At 64.0% G+C, this 14,553-nt stretch carries 18 protein-coding genes, 2 tRNA genes and 1 pseudogene; 12 read left to right on the top strand and 9 right to left on the bottom strand.

Going from position 1 to position 14,553, the window contains the following annotated elements; genetic code table 11:
• Positions 1-641: aminotransferase class I/II-fold pyridoxal phosphate-dependent enzyme (locus VGD20_RS17000; RefSeq protein WP_331135565.1), on the top strand; the 641-nt coding region annotated here is incomplete at its 5' end.
• 13 nt (positions 642-654) lie between these two features.
• On the opposite strand, the gene VGD20_RS16995 is transcribed toward VGD20_RS17000, so the two are convergent.
• Positions 655-1,050 carry a hypothetical protein gene (locus VGD20_RS16995; protein WP_331135564.1) on the bottom strand — a complete coding sequence of 132 codons (396 nt, stop codon included), beginning with the start codon at positions 1,048-1,050 and terminating at the stop codon, positions 655-657.
• A 193-nt stretch (positions 1,051-1,243) separates the two neighbouring features.
• On the opposite strand from VGD20_RS16995, the pseudogene VGD20_RS16990 reads away from it, so the two are divergent.
• The 3 genes and pseudogenes from VGD20_RS16990 (at position 1,244) to VGD20_RS16980 (ending at position 4,575) form a co-directional block, all read left to right on the top strand.
• Positions 1,244-2,736 (top strand): annotated as a pseudogene (locus VGD20_RS16990) (recombinase family protein).
• Entirely contained in the window at positions 2,736-3,635 is a 900-nt protein-coding gene (locus tag VGD20_RS16985) for a plasmid partitioning protein RepB C-terminal domain-containing protein (protein ID WP_331135563.1), read from the top strand. The pseudogene VGD20_RS16990 and the gene VGD20_RS16985 overlap by 1 nt, the downstream one beginning before the upstream one ends.
• Positions 3,636-3,672: 37 nt before the next feature.
• Positions 3,673-4,575, top strand: coding sequence for a plasmid partitioning protein RepB C-terminal domain-containing protein (locus VGD20_RS16980; protein ID WP_331135562.1), 903 nt, complete (start codon positions 3,673-3,675; stop codon positions 4,573-4,575).
• Between the two features lie 261 nt (positions 4,576-4,836).
• Here VGD20_RS16980 and VGD20_RS16975 read toward each other — a convergent pair whose 3' ends face one another.
• Positions 4,837-5,502: a hypothetical protein gene (locus VGD20_RS16975; RefSeq protein WP_331135561.1), complete on the bottom strand. Its 666-nt coding sequence runs from the start codon at positions 5,500-5,502 to the stop codon at positions 4,837-4,839.
• Positions 5,499-5,729 carry a DUF2274 domain-containing protein gene (locus VGD20_RS16970; RefSeq protein ID WP_331135560.1) on the bottom strand — a complete coding sequence of 77 codons (231 nt, stop codon included), beginning with the start codon at positions 5,727-5,729 and terminating at the stop codon, positions 5,499-5,501. Before VGD20_RS16970 ends, VGD20_RS16975 begins: the two co-directional genes overlap by 4 nt.
• Before the next feature lie 155 nt (positions 5,730-5,884).
• On the opposite strand from VGD20_RS16970, the gene VGD20_RS21830 reads away from it, so the two are divergent.
• The gene (locus VGD20_RS21830; RefSeq protein ID WP_414714591.1) at positions 5,885-6,214 is read left to right on the top strand and encodes a DNA -binding domain-containing protein; all 330 of its coding nucleotides are present in this window, start codon (positions 5,885-5,887) and stop codon (positions 6,212-6,214) included.
• A 178-nt stretch (positions 6,215-6,392) separates the two neighbouring features.
• Positions 6,393-6,608 carry a helix-turn-helix transcriptional regulator gene (locus tag VGD20_RS16960; protein WP_331135558.1) on the top strand — a complete coding sequence of 72 codons (216 nt, stop codon included), beginning with the start codon at positions 6,393-6,395 and terminating at the stop codon, positions 6,606-6,608.
• Positions 6,609-6,675: 67 nt separating this feature from the next.
• Here the strand turns inward: VGD20_RS16960 and VGD20_RS16955 are convergent, their stop codons facing one another.
• On the bottom strand, positions 6,676-7,899 hold the full coding sequence (locus tag VGD20_RS16955; protein ID WP_331135557.1) for a tyrosine-type recombinase/integrase: 1,224 nt from the start codon (positions 7,897-7,899) through the stop codon (positions 6,676-6,678).
• A gap of 196 nt (positions 7,900-8,095) precedes the next feature.
• Positions 8,096-8,181: transfer RNA gene (locus tag VGD20_RS16950), tRNA-Tyr, on the bottom strand.
• A gap of 80 nt (positions 8,182-8,261) precedes the next feature.
• Here VGD20_RS16950 and rlmB point away from each other — a divergent pair.
• Complete coding sequence (gene rlmB, locus VGD20_RS16945) at positions 8,262-9,029, top strand: 23S rRNA (guanosine(2251)-2'-O)-methyltransferase RlmB (RefSeq protein WP_331135556.1); 768 nt, start codon at positions 8,262-8,264, stop codon at positions 9,027-9,029.
• 3 nt (positions 9,030-9,032) lie between these two features.
• On the opposite strand, the gene VGD20_RS16940 is transcribed toward rlmB, so the two are convergent.
• Positions 9,033-9,350, bottom strand: a complete 318-nt coding sequence (locus VGD20_RS16940) for a 2Fe-2S iron-sulfur cluster-binding protein (RefSeq protein WP_058802016.1) — start codon at positions 9,348-9,350, stop codon at positions 9,033-9,035.
• A 101-nt stretch (positions 9,351-9,451) separates the two neighbouring features.
• On the opposite strand from VGD20_RS16940, the gene VGD20_RS16935 reads away from it, so the two are divergent.
• From VGD20_RS16935 to VGD20_RS16920, 4 genes are all read left to right on the top strand, one after another.
• Complete coding sequence (locus tag VGD20_RS16935) at positions 9,452-10,069, top strand: DNA-3-methyladenine glycosylase 2 family protein (protein ID WP_331135555.1); 618 nt, start codon at positions 9,452-9,454, stop codon at positions 10,067-10,069.
• Positions 10,070-10,170: 101 nt separating this feature from the next.
• Positions 10,171-10,569 (top strand): ketosteroid isomerase-related protein, encoded by a 399-nt coding sequence (locus tag VGD20_RS16930; RefSeq protein ID WP_331135554.1) that lies wholly within the window; start codon positions 10,171-10,173, stop codon positions 10,567-10,569.
• Positions 10,566-11,153, top strand: coding sequence for a GNAT family N-acetyltransferase (locus tag VGD20_RS16925; RefSeq protein WP_331135553.1), 588 nt, complete (start codon positions 10,566-10,568; stop codon positions 11,151-11,153). Before VGD20_RS16930 ends, VGD20_RS16925 begins: the two co-directional genes overlap by 4 nt.
• A complete protein-coding gene (locus tag VGD20_RS16920; protein WP_331135552.1) occupies positions 11,150-12,034 on the top strand; it encodes a carbon-nitrogen hydrolase family protein in 885 nt (294 codons plus the stop codon). The genes VGD20_RS16925 and VGD20_RS16920 overlap by 4 nt, the downstream gene beginning before the upstream one ends.
• 64 nt (positions 12,035-12,098) lie before the next feature.
• Here VGD20_RS16920 and tig read toward each other — a convergent pair whose 3' ends face one another.
• Entirely contained in the window at positions 12,099-13,676 is a 1,578-nt protein-coding gene (gene tig, locus VGD20_RS16915) for a trigger factor (protein ID WP_331135551.1), read from the bottom strand.
• 87 nt (positions 13,677-13,763) lie between these two features.
• Positions 13,764-13,848, bottom strand: a tRNA-Leu gene (locus tag VGD20_RS16910).
• Between the two features lie 191 nt (positions 13,849-14,039).
• On the opposite strand from VGD20_RS16910, the gene VGD20_RS16905 reads away from it, so the two are divergent.
• Positions 14,040-14,237 (top strand): hypothetical protein, encoded by a 198-nt coding sequence (locus VGD20_RS16905; RefSeq protein ID WP_331135550.1) that lies wholly within the window; start codon positions 14,040-14,042, stop codon positions 14,235-14,237.
• A gap of 40 nt (positions 14,238-14,277) precedes the next feature.
• Here the strand turns inward: VGD20_RS16905 and VGD20_RS16900 are convergent.
• Positions 14,278-14,553 (bottom strand): hypothetical protein (locus VGD20_RS16900; protein ID WP_331135549.1); only part of this gene is annotated, 276 nt, incomplete at its 5' end.

Here is a 14,553-nt window from a genome sequence, read left to right as displayed (position 1 = left end):
AGGAGCTCAGGGCTCTCGCCGAGGTTTGCAAGCGCCGCGGTATCGCGCTCGTCTCGGACGAAATCTATCACGGGCTGAGCTATACGCTGCCCGCAGAAACCATGCTGAAGCACGCGCCGGGCGCGCTGGTCGTCAACAGCTTTTCGAAATATTTCAGCATGGCGGGCTGGCGGCTTGGGTGGCTCATCGTTCCCGAGAGCCTGATCGACGCCGCCCGCGCGCGCATGGGCAACCTGTTCCTGACCCCGCCCTCGCTCGCCCAGCATGCCGGCCTCATCGCGTTCGATTGCCGCGACGAGCTCGAAGGCCATATCCAAACCTATGCGCGCAATCGCAAACTGCTGCTCGAAGCTCTTCCAAAAATGGGTCTACGGCGGATCGCGCCGCCAGATGGCGCTTTCTATATCTATGCCGACGTCAGCCACCTAACGGATGACAGCCTCGCCTTCTGCGAAGCCTTGTTGCGCGATACCGGCGTCGCCATAGCTCCTGGGTTGGATTTCGATCCAGTCGATGGCAACGGCTTCATACGCCTCAGCTTCGCTGTCTCGACCGACCTGATCGAAGAGGCGATCCGGCGCATTGAACCTTGGCTGGCCGGTAGAGAAGCCAGCCGATCGGTTGCTATGCTGGGTGAATGAAATTCGTGTCCGGCTACGGCCCCGCAGCACGCGGCCAGGAAGCATCGTCCGCGAGGCTCGCTGCGTCGGGAAACAGCTTGTCGAGAAAGGCAAGTGTTTCGATGAGACGTCCACGCAGCGCAGACACCTCAAGAGCGATCAGGGCATCGCGCCGACCGGACGCGATGAGAAGCCGCCTCAGCACCTCATCGGAATGACGGATCAATCCTAAAAGGTGAATTGCGCGAGGCGCATGCGTTCCGGCTAGCCAATGCTTGACGCTTCTTTCGCTGGCACCGGTCCAACGCATGGCAATTTTTACGGCTTGGTGGGTAGACCCTAGGCCTTCGCTCAGCGCCTCCGCCATAATCGCGGCGAATGCCAATTCGTCCTTATCCTGGTGCAGGTTCCTGCCCGTTTTCGGCAACATGTTGCTGCTCCTTCAAGTCTATACTCGCCAAAAGATCCTCGACATCGACTCGAAGAATACGCGCTGCGACTGGTCGAGGTTGGCTCAATTCCGACGCCCCGACACGGAGCTGACGACAATGCCGAGCTGGCACACGCATATTGATCCGGAACGGGGCAAGTCCCTGGTCATTCGCGCTGCGGAATATGTCCGCATGTCCACGGACCATCAGAAATACTCGACCGAAAACCAGGCCGACGCGATCCGCCACTATGCCGCCGCCCGCGGGATAGAGATCGTCAAAACCTATGCCGACGAAGGAAAGAGCGGGCTGAAAATCCATGGCCGCGATGCGCTCAAGCGGCTCATCGAGGACGTCCAGGCTGGAGCCACCGATTTCACATGGTGCTCGTCTATGACGTCAGTCGCTGGGGGCGGTTCCAGGACGCCGACGAGAGCGCCTATTATGAATATATATGCCGACGCGCCGGGATCAGCGTCGAATATTGTGCCGAGCAGTTCGACAATGATGGCAGTCCCATCGCGACCATCGTCAAGGGCGTCAAACGCGCGATGGCGGGTGAATATAGTCGCGAGTTGTCGGCGAAGGTTTTTGCAGGCCAGGGCCGCCTCATCGAGAAGGGATTTCGCCAGGGCGGCCCCGCCGGCTTTGGCTTACGGCGAACCCTCGTCGACGAACATGGCACTGAAAAGGGTCTGCTCAAACGCGGCGAGCAGAAGAGCATCCAGACCGATCGCGTCATCCTGACGCCGGGTCCAGGCGAAGAAATTTCCATCGTTCGCGAAATATACCAGGCCTTCGTTCACGACGGCCGCGCCGAGCATCAGATTGCCGATGACCTGAACGCACGCGGGATCAAGACCGACCTTGGCCGCCCCTGGACCCGGGGAACCGTTCATCAGCTCCTGATCAACGAAAAATATGTGGGCGACAATGTCTGGAACCGACAGTCGTTCAAGCTCAAACAGAAGCGCGTCCGGAACGATCCCGAGACCTGGATCCGGGCGCCCGGCGTGTTCCGCGCCCTTGTCGAGCGAGATATCTTCGAGGCCGCGCGCACAATCATCAACGCGCGCTCGTTCCGCTTGTCCGACGCGCAAATGCTCGCCGAGCTTCGCAGTCTCTATGAGAACCGCGGGCTTCTGTCGGGGCTGATCATTGACGAAAGCGACGCGCTGCCCTCGAGCAGCGCCTACAGCTCGCGTTTCGGAAGCCTGCTGCGCGCTTACAGCCTCGTCGGGTTCCGGCCCGACCGCGACTATCGCTACATCGAGATCAACCGGTCCCTGCGCCGGCTCCATCCCGATGTTCTGCAAGAGGTCCTCGATGGGCTGCGCTCCCTCGGCAGCCATATCGACGAGGATGCCGCAGCCGATCCCGTCACGGTCAACGGCGAATTCAGCCTTTCCGTGATCATCGTGCGCTGCGACCCGACCCCCACAGGGCTGCTGCGCTGGAAGCTGCGCTTCGATACATCCTTGGCGCCCGACATCACGGTCGTGGTGCGAATGGACCAAGCCAACAAGATCCCGCTCGACTATTATCTGTTTCCGCGCCTCGACCTCGCCGCGGGGCGATTACGGCTCGCGGAAGACAATGGCCTCAGCCTCGACGCTTACCGGTTCGAGAGTCTCGACTATTTCTACGAGATCGCCGCGCCGGTCCGATTTGCGATGGCAGCCTGATGAACGCCGAGACGCCCCAGCATATCGAGATGGTGCCCATTTCGCGGATCACCGTCCTCAACCCAAGGGCGCGTAACAAGCGCCAGCATCGCGAGATTGCCAATAATATCGAGGCCATCGGGCTCAAACGACCGATCACCGTCAGCCGCCGTTCGGGCCCTGGCGGCCCGCGCTATGACCTGGTGTGCGGCGAGGGACGGCTCGAGGCCTTCCAAATGCTGGGGCAGACCGAAATTCCGGCGGTCGTGATCGAAGCGTCCGAAAGCGAATGCCTCGTGATGAGCCTCGTGGAAAATATCGCGCGGCGTATCCATCGCCCCATCGACATCATGAAGGAGATCGGGGCGCTCCACGCGCGCGGGCACAGCGACCAGGAGATCAGCCGGAAGATCGGTGTCAGCCTATCGTGGGTCGGTCTCGTCCTGACGCTGCTCGAACGCGGCGAGGAACGACTGCTTGCCGCGGTCGAGACCGGGCTCCTTCCGGTGAGCCTGGCGGTCGAGATTTCGCGCGCCGAAAGCGACGAAGCGCAAAACCTGCTCCTCGATGCCTATGAGTCCGGCAAATTGCGCGGAAAGAAGCTGGCGGCCGCGCGCCGGCTCCTCGATATGCGCCTCAGAAGCGGGCATAAGGGCATGCACCCGGGGCGCCTTGGGCGAAGAGGCGGCAACCGCAAACTGACGGCAGCGGACCTCATGGATATTTACCAGCGCGAAGCCGAAAAGCAGCGCCTCCTCGTGAAAAAGTCCGATTTTGCGCAGACGCGGCTTCTGTTCGTCGTCGAGGCGATCAAGGACCTGCTCGCCGATGAGGGATTTACGACGCTTCTTCGCGCCGAAGGGCTTGAGCAGATTCCGCGCGCGCTCGAACTGCGGATGAGCGGACATGTCCTCGACTGACTGGCCTCAAGCCCCCGAACCCGGCGCGGAGGGTCAGGTGCGCAGTGCCTTCGAGCGCGACTATGTCACCGTGGACATCGCATCGATCATCCCCTTGAAGACGCTCCGCGACGGCGTCCACCAGAGCAAGAAATATGCCCAGATTGTGAGTTCGATCAAGGCCATCGGCCTCGTCGAGGCGCCCGTGGTGATCCCGGCTCCGGGAGATTGCGGCCAATATTATCTGCTCGATGGCCATTTGAGGATCGAGGTCCTCAAGCAGCTTTCCATTGCATCGATCGAATGCCTCGTCGCCACCGACGAGGATACCTACACCTATAACAAGCGCATCAATCGCCTTCCTCCCGTCCAGGAGCATCGGATGATCGTCCGGGCGATCGAGCGCGGCGTCGCCCCGGCGCAGATTGCCGATGCGCTCGGCCTCGAAATCCAGACCGTCAAACGGCGCTCGCGGCTCCTCGACGGCATCAGCGCCGACGCCGCCGAGATGCTGAAAGAGACGAACTGCCCGATGGCCGTTTTCGACACGCTGCGCCGCATGTCGTCGCTGCGTCAGGTCGAGGCTGCCGACCTCATGATCGGACAGAATAATTTCACCGCGGCCTTTGCCAAGGCGCTCCTCGCCGCGACGCCCGACGACCAACTCGCAAAGCCGCCGAAGAGCCGGGACGGCAAGGCGAACGCGAGTCCGAACAGCCAGCAGCTCGCGCGCATGGAACGCGAACTGGCCGTGCTGCAAACGCGCATAAAGTCGGTCGAGGACAGCTATGGCATCGACAATCTGCACCTGACCCTCGCGCGCGGTTATGTCGCGAAGCTTCTCGGCAATGCGGGCGTTGTGCGTTGGCTCTCGCACAATCGGCAGGAGTATCTCGCGGAATTTCAGCGCATCGCCGAGATCGACACGCTGGCTGCGGGGACCGAACTGGCCTTGCCGTAAACGATGGGGACCCGGACCCGAAAGCGCGGGGACCGCGGGAGACGCCGCACGCTGGGGCGGATCAAGCGCGGAGGTGGGAATGGCGGCGAACCCGCAGGGAGCCCACCAAGGCCGGACGCCATATCCCGGCCGAAGGGGCATTGGCGTGTCGAGAGCGCACGGCACGCCATGCCGCCCCTCCGCCGACGCCATTCGCTTCGATCCGAGCCCGGCGGTCCCTCCGAAACCTGGCCGCGCCCCCTCCCCTCCCTCGCTCCGGCATCAGGAACGTGGAGCAAGGCTCGCGCTTTCGTCTCGCGACAGCCAGCCTTCGACGTCGGCCTGCCGTCTCGCGAGATCGAGCGGTGGCAGCGCCTCGGCAAACCGCGACACGCCCGATCCGTCGAAGCTGTGGGCGCCGGCCGCCGCGCAAAGCCGGATGCGCCGCGCGCTGTTGACCCGGCCGACGTGACATATTGCGCCGCGCGCGCGTGCGAACCGCGCCCAACCCGCCATCGTCGCCAGCTTCCACTCGGTATCGCCACCGACGAAGACCCCGACGCGCGGCCCCACCAGGTCGCGGACATGCGCGGGCATAATGCCGTTCTGGACCGCGATCATGAAGCGCGCCTTGGCAAGCGCACGACGGTTGCGGAGCCGGGCAAGCCAGCTTCGCGAAAATTTGAGCGATGCCATGCCGCCCATGACGATGTCGGGCACGACGATCCAGTCCGCATCGGCGCCGAGCCGGGCAATAGCGCGCTCGAACGCAGCTTCGTCAAAGGGTTCGCCGCGCTGGAACGAGGTCCACGCGCCATTATCGAGGGCGTAACGAAACCCTTCTGTCCGCAGCACGCCGCGGGCCGACACCATCAGCCTCCACCCAGCGCGGCGCAGGGCATCGAGGTTGCGGCGCGTACCGGTACGCGAAGCATAGGCGATCATCATCCCCCCTTCCCGCTCCGTTCGCGGCGCATTCGCTGGAACGCGCGGTCATTGTCGAGAAAGGCCGCGAGCATCGCGGGGATGAGGTCGGCGACGGCTTCTTCGCGGCCATATTGCTCGCGATAGAAAGCGGCATATTCGCCGATGCACGCGTGAAGGTCGGGCATGAGGTTGAGCGTCAGCTTAACCGGCGTTCGATCGGGCAATTGCCTGAGGCTGATACCTGCCATCGTCAATCTCCCCGCGCCTGCCAGGGCCGCAATATGATATCGCTGTTTCGGTCGAGGTCGATGCGGCGCATATCGAGCATTGGCTGCTCAGCGACGGGCACTGGGCGGTTCGCCTCGACCTTCACGACGGCACGCTGCTCGGCGGACCGACCCTGGTGGAGCATCGCGTGACGGGTCTCGCATCGGCAGAGCCGAAGATCGAGGCGCTCCGGCAGTTCATCCTCCTCGCCCGGAAGGGCCGGTTCTCGGCATCGCTTTTGCCTCGCGAACGGCGTGCGGCGCAGTGGATCCTCGAACTGCGCGCCGGAGACGCGCTCCTCGATGGCGCATCCCAGCAGGCGATAGCGCGCGCGCTGTTCCGGCATGCCATAGCCCCCGAGCGATGGCGGATCGAAAGCGCGTCCTACCGCCTGAGGGTGCAAAGGCTCGTCCGCGCCGCGCGCCGCTATCTCGCCGCGCCGCTCAGCGGTCCATGGTTCGATTGACGGTACGCGCCGGCAGGGTCGTGCACGATGTCGCATGGCGGAACGGCCTGCAGCACCCGCCGGCGATAGGACGAAGCATCGCGGCACGCCCGCCCATAACCGGCTCCCGAGGCTTGATGGGCGGATCGTGCACATCCAGATCGGATTGGGGAGCGTCAAAGCGAAGACAGGATATGCCATGGAACCCGAACGATTTCTGCGAATGCAAAGCGTGCTCGACCGGACCGGCCTCAGCCGCGCGACGCTCTACCGGCAAATCCGCGACGGCAGCTTTCCCCGCCAGCTTCAGCTCACCCGTCGATGCGTCGCATGGCGCGAGTCGGAGGTTCAAAGCTGGATGGCCGAGCGGTTCGGCGAGCGGGCGGACAATACCGACGCTCCGCCGCGAAATTGAGCACAGCCGACTTCAAAGCCGGTAGTTGCACGACCTCTGGCTGCGGTGTGATGCCGCCGATGCACGCCTAATCGAGGCTGCGTCCATTTGGGTCCTGCGGTACCGCCCCGGCAGCGCCTCCGGCACAATAGCTTCCCCACGCGTCCATCAGCCTGACACGCGCGCCCGGCTGGGCCGGCGTGCCAAGATAGGTTGTACGGCGATAGGCCGCCTGCACGGCGTCAGGTGTTTTGTGAGCCAGCGCCGCTTCCACCACGGCGTCCGCAAAATCCTCATTGGCCGCCCAGTCGGTGAATGTGGAACGGAAGCCGTGCACATGGAACGGCTCCTTCATATCGCGCAGCACTTTGAGCAGCGTCATGTCCGACATCGGCTTTCCAACCGCTCCGGGGAAAACGACCTCTGTATCGGGGAGCCGAAAGGCATGTGCTTTGGCCAGCACCGCGAGAGCCGCATCGGACAGCGGGACCATGTGGGCCTTGGCCCGCTTCATGTGGTCGGCCGGAATGGTCCAGAGGCGCCCCTCGAAATCGAATTCCGCCCATGTCGCGAGCCGAACCTCCTGGCTGCGCACACCTGTCAGGATGAGCAGTTCGAGCGCCAGCCGTCCGAATGCGGGCTTTCGACGCAAGGCGACCATGAAGTCGGGCAGCGCGCTGTAAGGCATCGCCTTGCGATTCTCGCGCGATTTCACTTGGCGGGGCAATCCGCGCCCGGCTTTCAGGCTGCCATTACCCGACGGAGCTTCGGTAGAGCGCCAGCCTTTTGCATGCGCATAATCGAGGACGACGCAGATTCGGTTGCGCACCTGACGCGCTGTTTCGGGAATCTCCTGCCATATCGGTAACAGCACATCGATGATGTCCGCCGCGGAGATTCTCCCAGTTGGAAGGTCGCCCAATTTCGGGAAAGCATGGCTCTCGAGGGCCGCAAGCCATTGGCGGGCATAGATGGCGCTTTTCCAGCCTGCCGTATTCTCGCTATGATATTGGCGGGCCGCTTCCCGGAATGTCACCTTGGCGGCGGCTTCGTCCTTCCTCTCTGCCAGCACATCGCGACCGTCGATCTTGACCGCCTTGCGAAGTTCATTGGCTTTCTCACGCGCCTCCGCAAGCGGAAGCAGCTTGGCGCTGCCCAAGCCGATATCCTGGCGTTTGCCGTCACGTTGCAGCCTAAGAAGCCAAGAGGCCCCTCCCCGCTTATCGACCTTCAGAAACAGCCCGTCGCCGTCCTGATATGTGCCGGGATTCGCCAATGCTGCCTTGACCGCCAAAGCCGTAAGCTTTTTCATAGGGTTAACCCAATTTTTTACCCCCACACTCGGAAGCCCGATTCTTAGGGGTCGAAAAATTTACCCCCACATTCTCCCCACACTTTTCACTGCGCTGCAGTGATACGGCATGGGATGCAGAGGAACGACCGAGGGATAATACCCTAGGTTTTCTGCGGCTTCCAGCGATTTTAGGAGATGCCCTCGGACCTGAGGGTGGTGGACAGGGCTGGATTCGAACCAGCGTACGGAAACCCGGGCAGATTTACAGTCTGCTGCCTTTAACCACTCGGCCACCTGTCCTTGGGGCCCGCTTTGGGAAGCGGTCCAATGGCGAAACGATGCTTGCCTGTCAATGCCAGTCATGGGAAAGGCCGCGCGTTATGAGACAATTTTCCCGTCATCGCCGTCCCGCCGGTCAAAACACGCGCGGACAGGCCATCCGCTTCTGGGGTCGCCACGCCGTTCTGGCAGCGCTCGCCAACCCCGACCGCACCGTCAAGCGCATCTGGGGTACACGCGAGGCGCTCGGCCAGCTCGACCTGCCGCCGGTGATTCCTATCAGCTACGCCGACGTTACCGACCTCGCGCGCCTCGTCGCGCGCGATGCGCCGCATCAGGGGCTGGTGATCGAGGTCGATCCGCTCGAGGGCGTCTATCTCGGCGACCTGTTGCAGGAAGAAATCGACGCGGAAAGCCGGCGACCGCTCGTCATTCTCGATCAGGTCACCGACCCGCACAATATCGGCGCGGTGCTGCGGTCGGCCGCGGCGTTTGACGCTGCCGCGATCATCACGCAGGATCGCCACAGCCCGCCCGAAAGCGGCGTCATCGCGCGCTCGGCGTCGGGCGCGCTCGAAACCGTGCCGTGGGTGCGTGTCGTCAATCTGTCGCGCGCGCTGGAGGAAATCGCCGAGGCGCAATATTGGCGCATCGGTCTGATGGGCGACACCGAAACGACGCTGGGGTCGACGCTCGACGGCAGCAAGGTCGCGCTGGTGCTGGGGTCCGAGGGCGACGGCATGCGCCACAATGTCATGGAACATTGCGACGTGCTGGCCAAACTGCCGATCTCGCCGCGGATGGAGAGCCTCAACATCTCGAACGCCGCGGCGATCGCGCTCTACGCGGTCGCGACGGCGAACCAGTAAGGCTTAGTCCTCGGCGGCGATCCGCACGCGGAGGCCGTCGAGCGCATCGCTGAACGGGATCTGGCACGACAGGCGCGAACCCTCGTCGCGGTCGGTGGTCGAATCGAGCAGGTCGTTCTCGTCCTCGCTCATCGCGGGAAGCTGGTCGGTCGCGCCCGCCTCGACATGGACGTGGCACGTTGCACACGAGCAGCAACCGCCGCACAGCGCCAGCAGTTCGTCGAAGCCGGCATCGCGGATATTCTCCATCACGGTCAGGCTGGTGTCGCCTTCGATTTCATGCTCGGTTCCGTCGCGCGTCACGACAATCAGCTTCGCCATGCTAGTCCCCATATCTTCGATGTTGCTGGCGCTATGTCGCGCGTTGCGCGGCAAATCAAGCGTTGCTATCAGCTACCGATGGAACAAAAGGAGAATATGCGATGGGTCTCAGCCAGCAGCAGCTGAACGCGGGAATCGACGCGCTGGCGGCGCAGGATTCCAATTTCGCGCGCGCACTCGGCAACGCGGGCTACCCCGAACCGCGCATCCGCGCGCCCGGCTATACCACGCTGCTGCGCACCATCGTCGGCCAGCAGGTCAGCGTCGCCGCCGCCAACTCGATCTGGAACAAGCTCGAGGCGCAGTTCGGCGAGGGCTGCCCCGCCGAGGTCATGGCGGCCGCCGATTTCGACACGCTGCGCGCCTGCGGCCTGTCGGGCCAGAAACAGGGCTATGCCAAGAGCCTCGCACAGCTGATCCTCGACGGCGAACTGACCTTCGACGCCCTTCCCGCCGACGACGAGGAAGCGATCGCGCTGCTCACCAGGGTCAAGGGCATCGGCCGCTGGTCGGCCGAAATCTACCTGCTCTTCGCCGAAGGGCGCCCCGATATCTGGCCCGCGGGCGACCTTGCGGTGCAGGAAGCGGTCGGCCGCATCCTCCAGCTCGGCGCGCGCCCGAGCGAGAAGCAGGCGCGCGAACTGGCCGAAGCCTGGCGCCCGCACCGCGGCGCCGCGGCGATCTTCAGCTGGCATTGCTACAATATGGATGTGATCTGAGCCCCCCTTTTTTCGTCAGAGCGTAGCGAAGCAATCCAGAGTTGGGTAAACGGCACTGGATTGCTTCGCTACGCTCGCAATGACGCACCAAAGGACGCAAAATGACCACCCGCGACATCGTCACCGCCTATTATGCCGCGTTCAATACAGGCGACACCGACGCCATGCTCGCGCTCGTCGCCGACGATATGCGGCACGACGTCAATCAGCGCGAGCCGCGCCACGGCAAGGCGCTGTTCGCCGAGTTCAACGCGCACATGACGCGGTGCTATCGCGAGCAGCTCACCGAGATGGTGATCTTCACCGAAGGAAACCGCGCCGCCGCCGAGTTCATCGTCAACGGCACCTATCTCGCGACCGACGAGGGACTGCCGCAAGCGGACGGCCAGACCTATCGCCTTCCCGCCGGCGCCTTCCTGTCGGTGAACGCCGAGGGGCTGATCGACCGGGTCACGACCTATTACAACCTCAACGACTGGATGCAGCAGGTCGGCGCATGACGCTCACCGTCGCGCCGGTGACGGGCACGGGGCTGACTACGGTAATCCCCGCCCTCGCCCGGCTGCGCATTACGGTATTCCGCGACTTTCCATATCTCTACGATGGCGATCTCGCCTATGAGGCCAACTATCTCGCCGATTTCGTGCGCGCCGAGGGCGCGGTGATCGTCGTTGCGCGCGATGGCGGGGAGATCGTCGGCGCCGCTACTGCCGCGCCGCTCGCGACGCAGGACGCGGCATGGCAGGCACCGCTCGCCGCCGCGGGCTTCGACATTGCGCGCACCTTCTATTTCGGCGAAGCGGTGCTGCTCGCCAGCCATCGCGGCCGCGGCATCGGCCACGCCTTCTTCGACCATCGCGAAGCGCAGGCGCGCGCGCGGGGCGCTTCCCACGCGGCCTTCTGCAGCGTGATCCGCGCCGACGACGACCCCGCCCGCCCCGCGAACTACCGTCCGCTCGACGCCTTCTGGTACGCGCGCGGCTATGCCCCGCTTGGCGAAGTCACCGCCTGCTTCGACTGGAAATGCGTCGGCGAGCAGGCCGAACGCAGCCACCCGCTCCAATATTGGACGCGCGCGCTATGATCCGCATCGCCAGCGCCGCCTGGCCGATCGACCGGCACGCCGATTGGAAGAGCTACGCCGTCAAACTCGAAACGTGGGTCACCGAAGCGGCCGGGAACGGCGCGCGCCTGCTCGTCTTCCCCGAATATGGCAATATGGAGCTCGCCTCGCTCCTCGATCCTGCGCTCGCGCTCGACGCCGCGGCGCAGGTCGAACCGCTCGCGGCCATGGCGGGCGACATCGCGCAGCTCCACGCCGACCTCGCGCGGCGCCACAAGGTCCACATCCTCGCCGGATCGACGGTCGAGCGCGACGAACTCGGCCGGATCGTCAACCGCGCGCGCCTGTTCGGCCCCGACGGCGGCGCGGGCTTTCAGGACAAACTGGTCCTGACGATGTGGGAACGCACCCACTGGACGATTGCCCCCGGTGCGGCGCGAGTGACGCTGTTCGACCTCGGCTTTGCCAGGGTCGGCGTGATCATCTGCTACGACAGCGAATTTCCGGATGCCGCGCAGATGCTCGCCGCTGCGGGCGCGGACATCTTGCTCGTCCCCAGCTGCACCGACAGCCTCGCGGGCTATTGGCGCGTCCGGATCGGCGCGATGGCGCGCGCGCTCGAAACCCAATGTTTCGTCGTTCAGTCGCCGACGGTCGGCGCCGCACCCTGGTCGGCAGTGGTTGATGTCAACGTCGGCGCGGCGGGCGTCTTCGCGCCGCCCGATCTCGGAATGCCCGCCAACGGTATCGTCGCGCTCGGCGAGCTCGACGCGCCCGGCTGGACCTATGCCGATCTCGACCTCGACGCGCTCGCCAAATTGCGCCGCAGCGGTGCGGTGCGGGGGCCGGCGCATTGGGGGGAGCAGCCGCAGGCCCCGCCGCTCCGGCTTCAGATCCGCTGACCGCAAAACAAAAAGGCCGGGTGGATCGGCTCCACCCGGCCTTTTGCTTCGCCTTGGATCAGGCTTATTTCTTGGCAGCGGCCTTCTTCGCCGGGGCCTTCTTCTCGGCAGCCGGCTTTTCGGCGGCTTCCGCCTTCGGAGCCGCAGCCTTCTTCGCCGGCGCCTTCTTGGCGGGGGCTTCGGCCTTTTCTTCCTTGGCCTCTTCCTTCACCGCGTCCTTCTTGGCGGCCGACTTCTTTGCGGCGGCCTTTTTGGCGGGCTTGTGGTCGTGGTCATGGTCGTGGCCGCAGCCCGGGCCATGGACATGGCCATCGTCGTCGGCTTCGATAGCCGCTTCGAGTTCTTCGCGGGTGGTTTCGCGATCGCTGATCTCGGCCTTTTCGAACAGGAAGTCGACGACCTTGTCTTCATAGAGCGGAGCGCGAAGCTGGGCCGCGGCGAGCGCGTCCTGCTGCACATATTCGATGAAGCGGGTACGGTCTTCGGGACGATACTGCTGCGCCGCCTGTGCGATCAGGCGCTGCATTTCCTGGTTCGACACCTGCACGCCATGCGCCTGGCCGATTTCCGACAGGAGCAGGCCGAGGCGGACGCGGCGCACCGCGATCGCGTGATAATCGTCGCGGTCGTTCTCGAGCTCGGCCTTCGCCGCTTCGGGATCTTCCTCGTGGCTGACTTCATGTTCGAGCTGCTGCCAGATCTGAGCGAACTCGGCCTCGACCATCGTCGGCGGCACGTCGAAGTCGTGCGCGGCGGCGAGCTGGTCGAGCAGCTTGCGCTTCATATAGGTGCGCGTCAGGCCGTTCAGTTCCTGCTCGACCTGGTCCTTCATCAGCTCTTTCAGCTTGTCGAGGCTTTCGAGGCCGAGCGACTTCGCGAACTCGTCATCGATCTTCGACGCGGCCGGAACCTTCAGTTCCTTCACCGTGATCGCGAATTCGGCGGGCTTGCCCTTCAGCGTTTCGACCGGATATTCGTCGGGGAAGGTAACCTTCAGCACCTTTTCGTCGCCGACCTTGGTGCCGACGAGCTGGTCTTCGAAACCGGGGATGAGCTGGCCCGAACCGATTTCGACCGCCATATCCTCGCCGGTGCCGCCGTCGAAGGCGACGCCGTCGACGCTGCCGGCGAAGTCGATGATGACCTGATCGCCTTGGGCGGCCTTCTTCGTCTTCGGCGCGTCTTCAAAGCGCTTCATCTGCGCCGCGAATTCCTCGATCTTGGCCATCACGGCCTTGTCGTCGGCGGGAACGGTCAGGCGTTCGAGCTTCAGGCCCTCGATCGAAGGCGTTTCGATGTCGGGGCGCACTTCGAGCGCGACGGTGATCTCGGCGTCCTTGCCGGCTTCATAATCGTCGGCGAGCGTCACCGCGGGCTGCAGCGCGGGGCGAAGCCTTTCCTTGCCCATCAGGTCGCGGACGCCGGCGTCGATCGCCTTGTTGAGCGCGTCGGCGCTCAGCGCGGGCCCATGCATCTTGCGGATCAGGTTCGGCGGAACCTTGCCGGGGCGGAAGCCGGGCATGCGGACGGTCGGGGCGATGCTCTTCACCTCGTCATCGACGCGCTTGTCGATATCCTTGGCGGTGATGGTCACGCGATATTCGCGCTTCAGGCCTTCGTTCAGCGTTTCGACGGTCTTCATTGCCTTGGTCTTATCCTTGCTCAAAATCTCGTATCGAACCCCGCCAGCACGGCGGAGTTCCCCATGATCCCGGCCTGCATTGCAGATTGGTGCGGGCGAAGGGACTCGAACCCCCACATCTTGCGATACTGGTACCTAAAACCAGCGCGTCTACCAATTCCGCCACGCCCGCAGGTGTTTTCGGCCGGGTGCACGAAATCGCGCGCTGCCGCGCACGCCCGTGCGGGCCGCGCGGGGCTATAGCAGACGCGTCGCCGAGGGCAAGGGCGGAAAGCCGCCCTTTCCGCCCCAAATCCCCACCCGCTATCCCGGGGGCCGGAACATGCGCGACGCCGGTTCGTTGGTTAATCAAGGAGAATCATCATGACCAACGCCGCCGACCCGCTTCCCAAGCCGAAACCCGACACGATCGAACCGCAGGCGCCGCCTGAACAACCAGTCCAACCGACCCCGGTCGAAGACCCCGCCGGCCAGCCGACCGAAATCCCCGGCCGCCCCGGCGGCGGCGACATCGACCAGCCCGGTCGCGGGCCCAGCGAAGTGCCGCCGCAGCAGGTTTGAAACTGCTGATCTCTGGCATTTACGTTTCGCACGTGAAATCTCAGGAGATAGTGGCGCCGTCAGTCATGTCGACGGGGTTTAGAATGGCGTCGGGAAGGCAGGCTTTTAGCTGCTCCATCGTCAGGCTTCCGGTAAGATATTGAATCAGATTATCGCCGATTACGATGGCTTGTGCGCCTTCGTCTTCATCAGCGTTGTAAGAAACGCAGAACACTTGATATCGGACCAGATAGCGTGAGCAATCAAGCGGCAGATTTGCACTCATCGCAGCGCGCTGGGCAGCGCGAAACGCCGCCTCAATTCGAGCCTTTTTACC

The sequence above is a fragment of the Sphingopyxis sp. genome, assembly GCF_036402335.1.
Classification (GTDB): Bacteria; Pseudomonadota; Alphaproteobacteria; order Sphingomonadales; family Sphingomonadaceae; genus Sphingopyxis.
The sequence above is the reverse complement of the archived record's forward strand: the minus strand, read 5'-3'. Positions and strand labels throughout refer to the sequence as shown.

What these genes read in the sequence shown, in the direction of transcription:
- VGD20_RS16955 (WP_331135557.1), bottom strand. Translation starts at nt 7,899, where the DNA reads ATGAAAAAGCTTACGGCTTTGGCGGTCAAGGCAGCATTGGCGAATCCC.
- rlmB (WP_331135556.1), top strand. Translation starts at nt 8,262, where the DNA reads ATGAGACAATTTTCCCGTCATCGCCGTCCCGCCGGTCAAAACACGCGC.
- VGD20_RS16960 (WP_331135558.1), top strand. Translation starts at nt 6,393, where the DNA reads ATGGAACCCGAACGATTTCTGCGAATGCAAAGCGTGCTCGACCGGACC.
- tig (WP_331135551.1), bottom strand. Translation starts at nt 13,676, where the DNA reads ATGAAGACCGTCGAAACGCTGAACGAAGGCCTGAAGCGCGAATATCGC.
- VGD20_RS16970 (WP_331135560.1), bottom strand. Translation starts at nt 5,729, where the DNA reads ATGGCAGGTATCAGCCTCAGGCAATTGCCCGATCGAACGCCGGTTAAG.
- VGD20_RS16925 (WP_331135553.1), top strand. Translation starts at nt 10,566, where the DNA reads ATGACGCTCACCGTCGCGCCGGTGACGGGCACGGGGCTGACTACGGTA.
- VGD20_RS16985 (WP_331135563.1), top strand. Translation starts at nt 2,736, where the DNA reads ATGAACGCCGAGACGCCCCAGCATATCGAGATGGTGCCCATTTCGCGG.
- VGD20_RS16930 (WP_331135554.1), top strand. Translation starts at nt 10,171, where the DNA reads ATGACCACCCGCGACATCGTCACCGCCTATTATGCCGCGTTCAATACA.
- VGD20_RS16975 (WP_331135561.1), bottom strand. Translation starts at nt 5,502, where the DNA reads ATGATGATCGCCTATGCTTCGCGTACCGGTACGCGCCGCAACCTCGAT.
- VGD20_RS16995 (WP_331135564.1), bottom strand. Translation starts at nt 1,050, where the DNA reads ATGTTGCCGAAAACGGGCAGGAACCTGCACCAGGATAAGGACGAATTG.
- VGD20_RS16905 (WP_331135550.1), top strand. Translation starts at nt 14,040, where the DNA reads ATGACCAACGCCGCCGACCCGCTTCCCAAGCCGAAACCCGACACGATC.
- VGD20_RS16940 (WP_058802016.1), bottom strand. Translation starts at nt 9,350, where the DNA reads ATGGCGAAGCTGATTGTCGTGACGCGCGACGGAACCGAGCATGAAATC.
- VGD20_RS16935 (WP_331135555.1), top strand. Translation starts at nt 9,452, where the DNA reads ATGGGTCTCAGCCAGCAGCAGCTGAACGCGGGAATCGACGCGCTGGCG.
- VGD20_RS16920 (WP_331135552.1), top strand. Translation starts at nt 11,150, where the DNA reads ATGATCCGCATCGCCAGCGCCGCCTGGCCGATCGACCGGCACGCCGAT.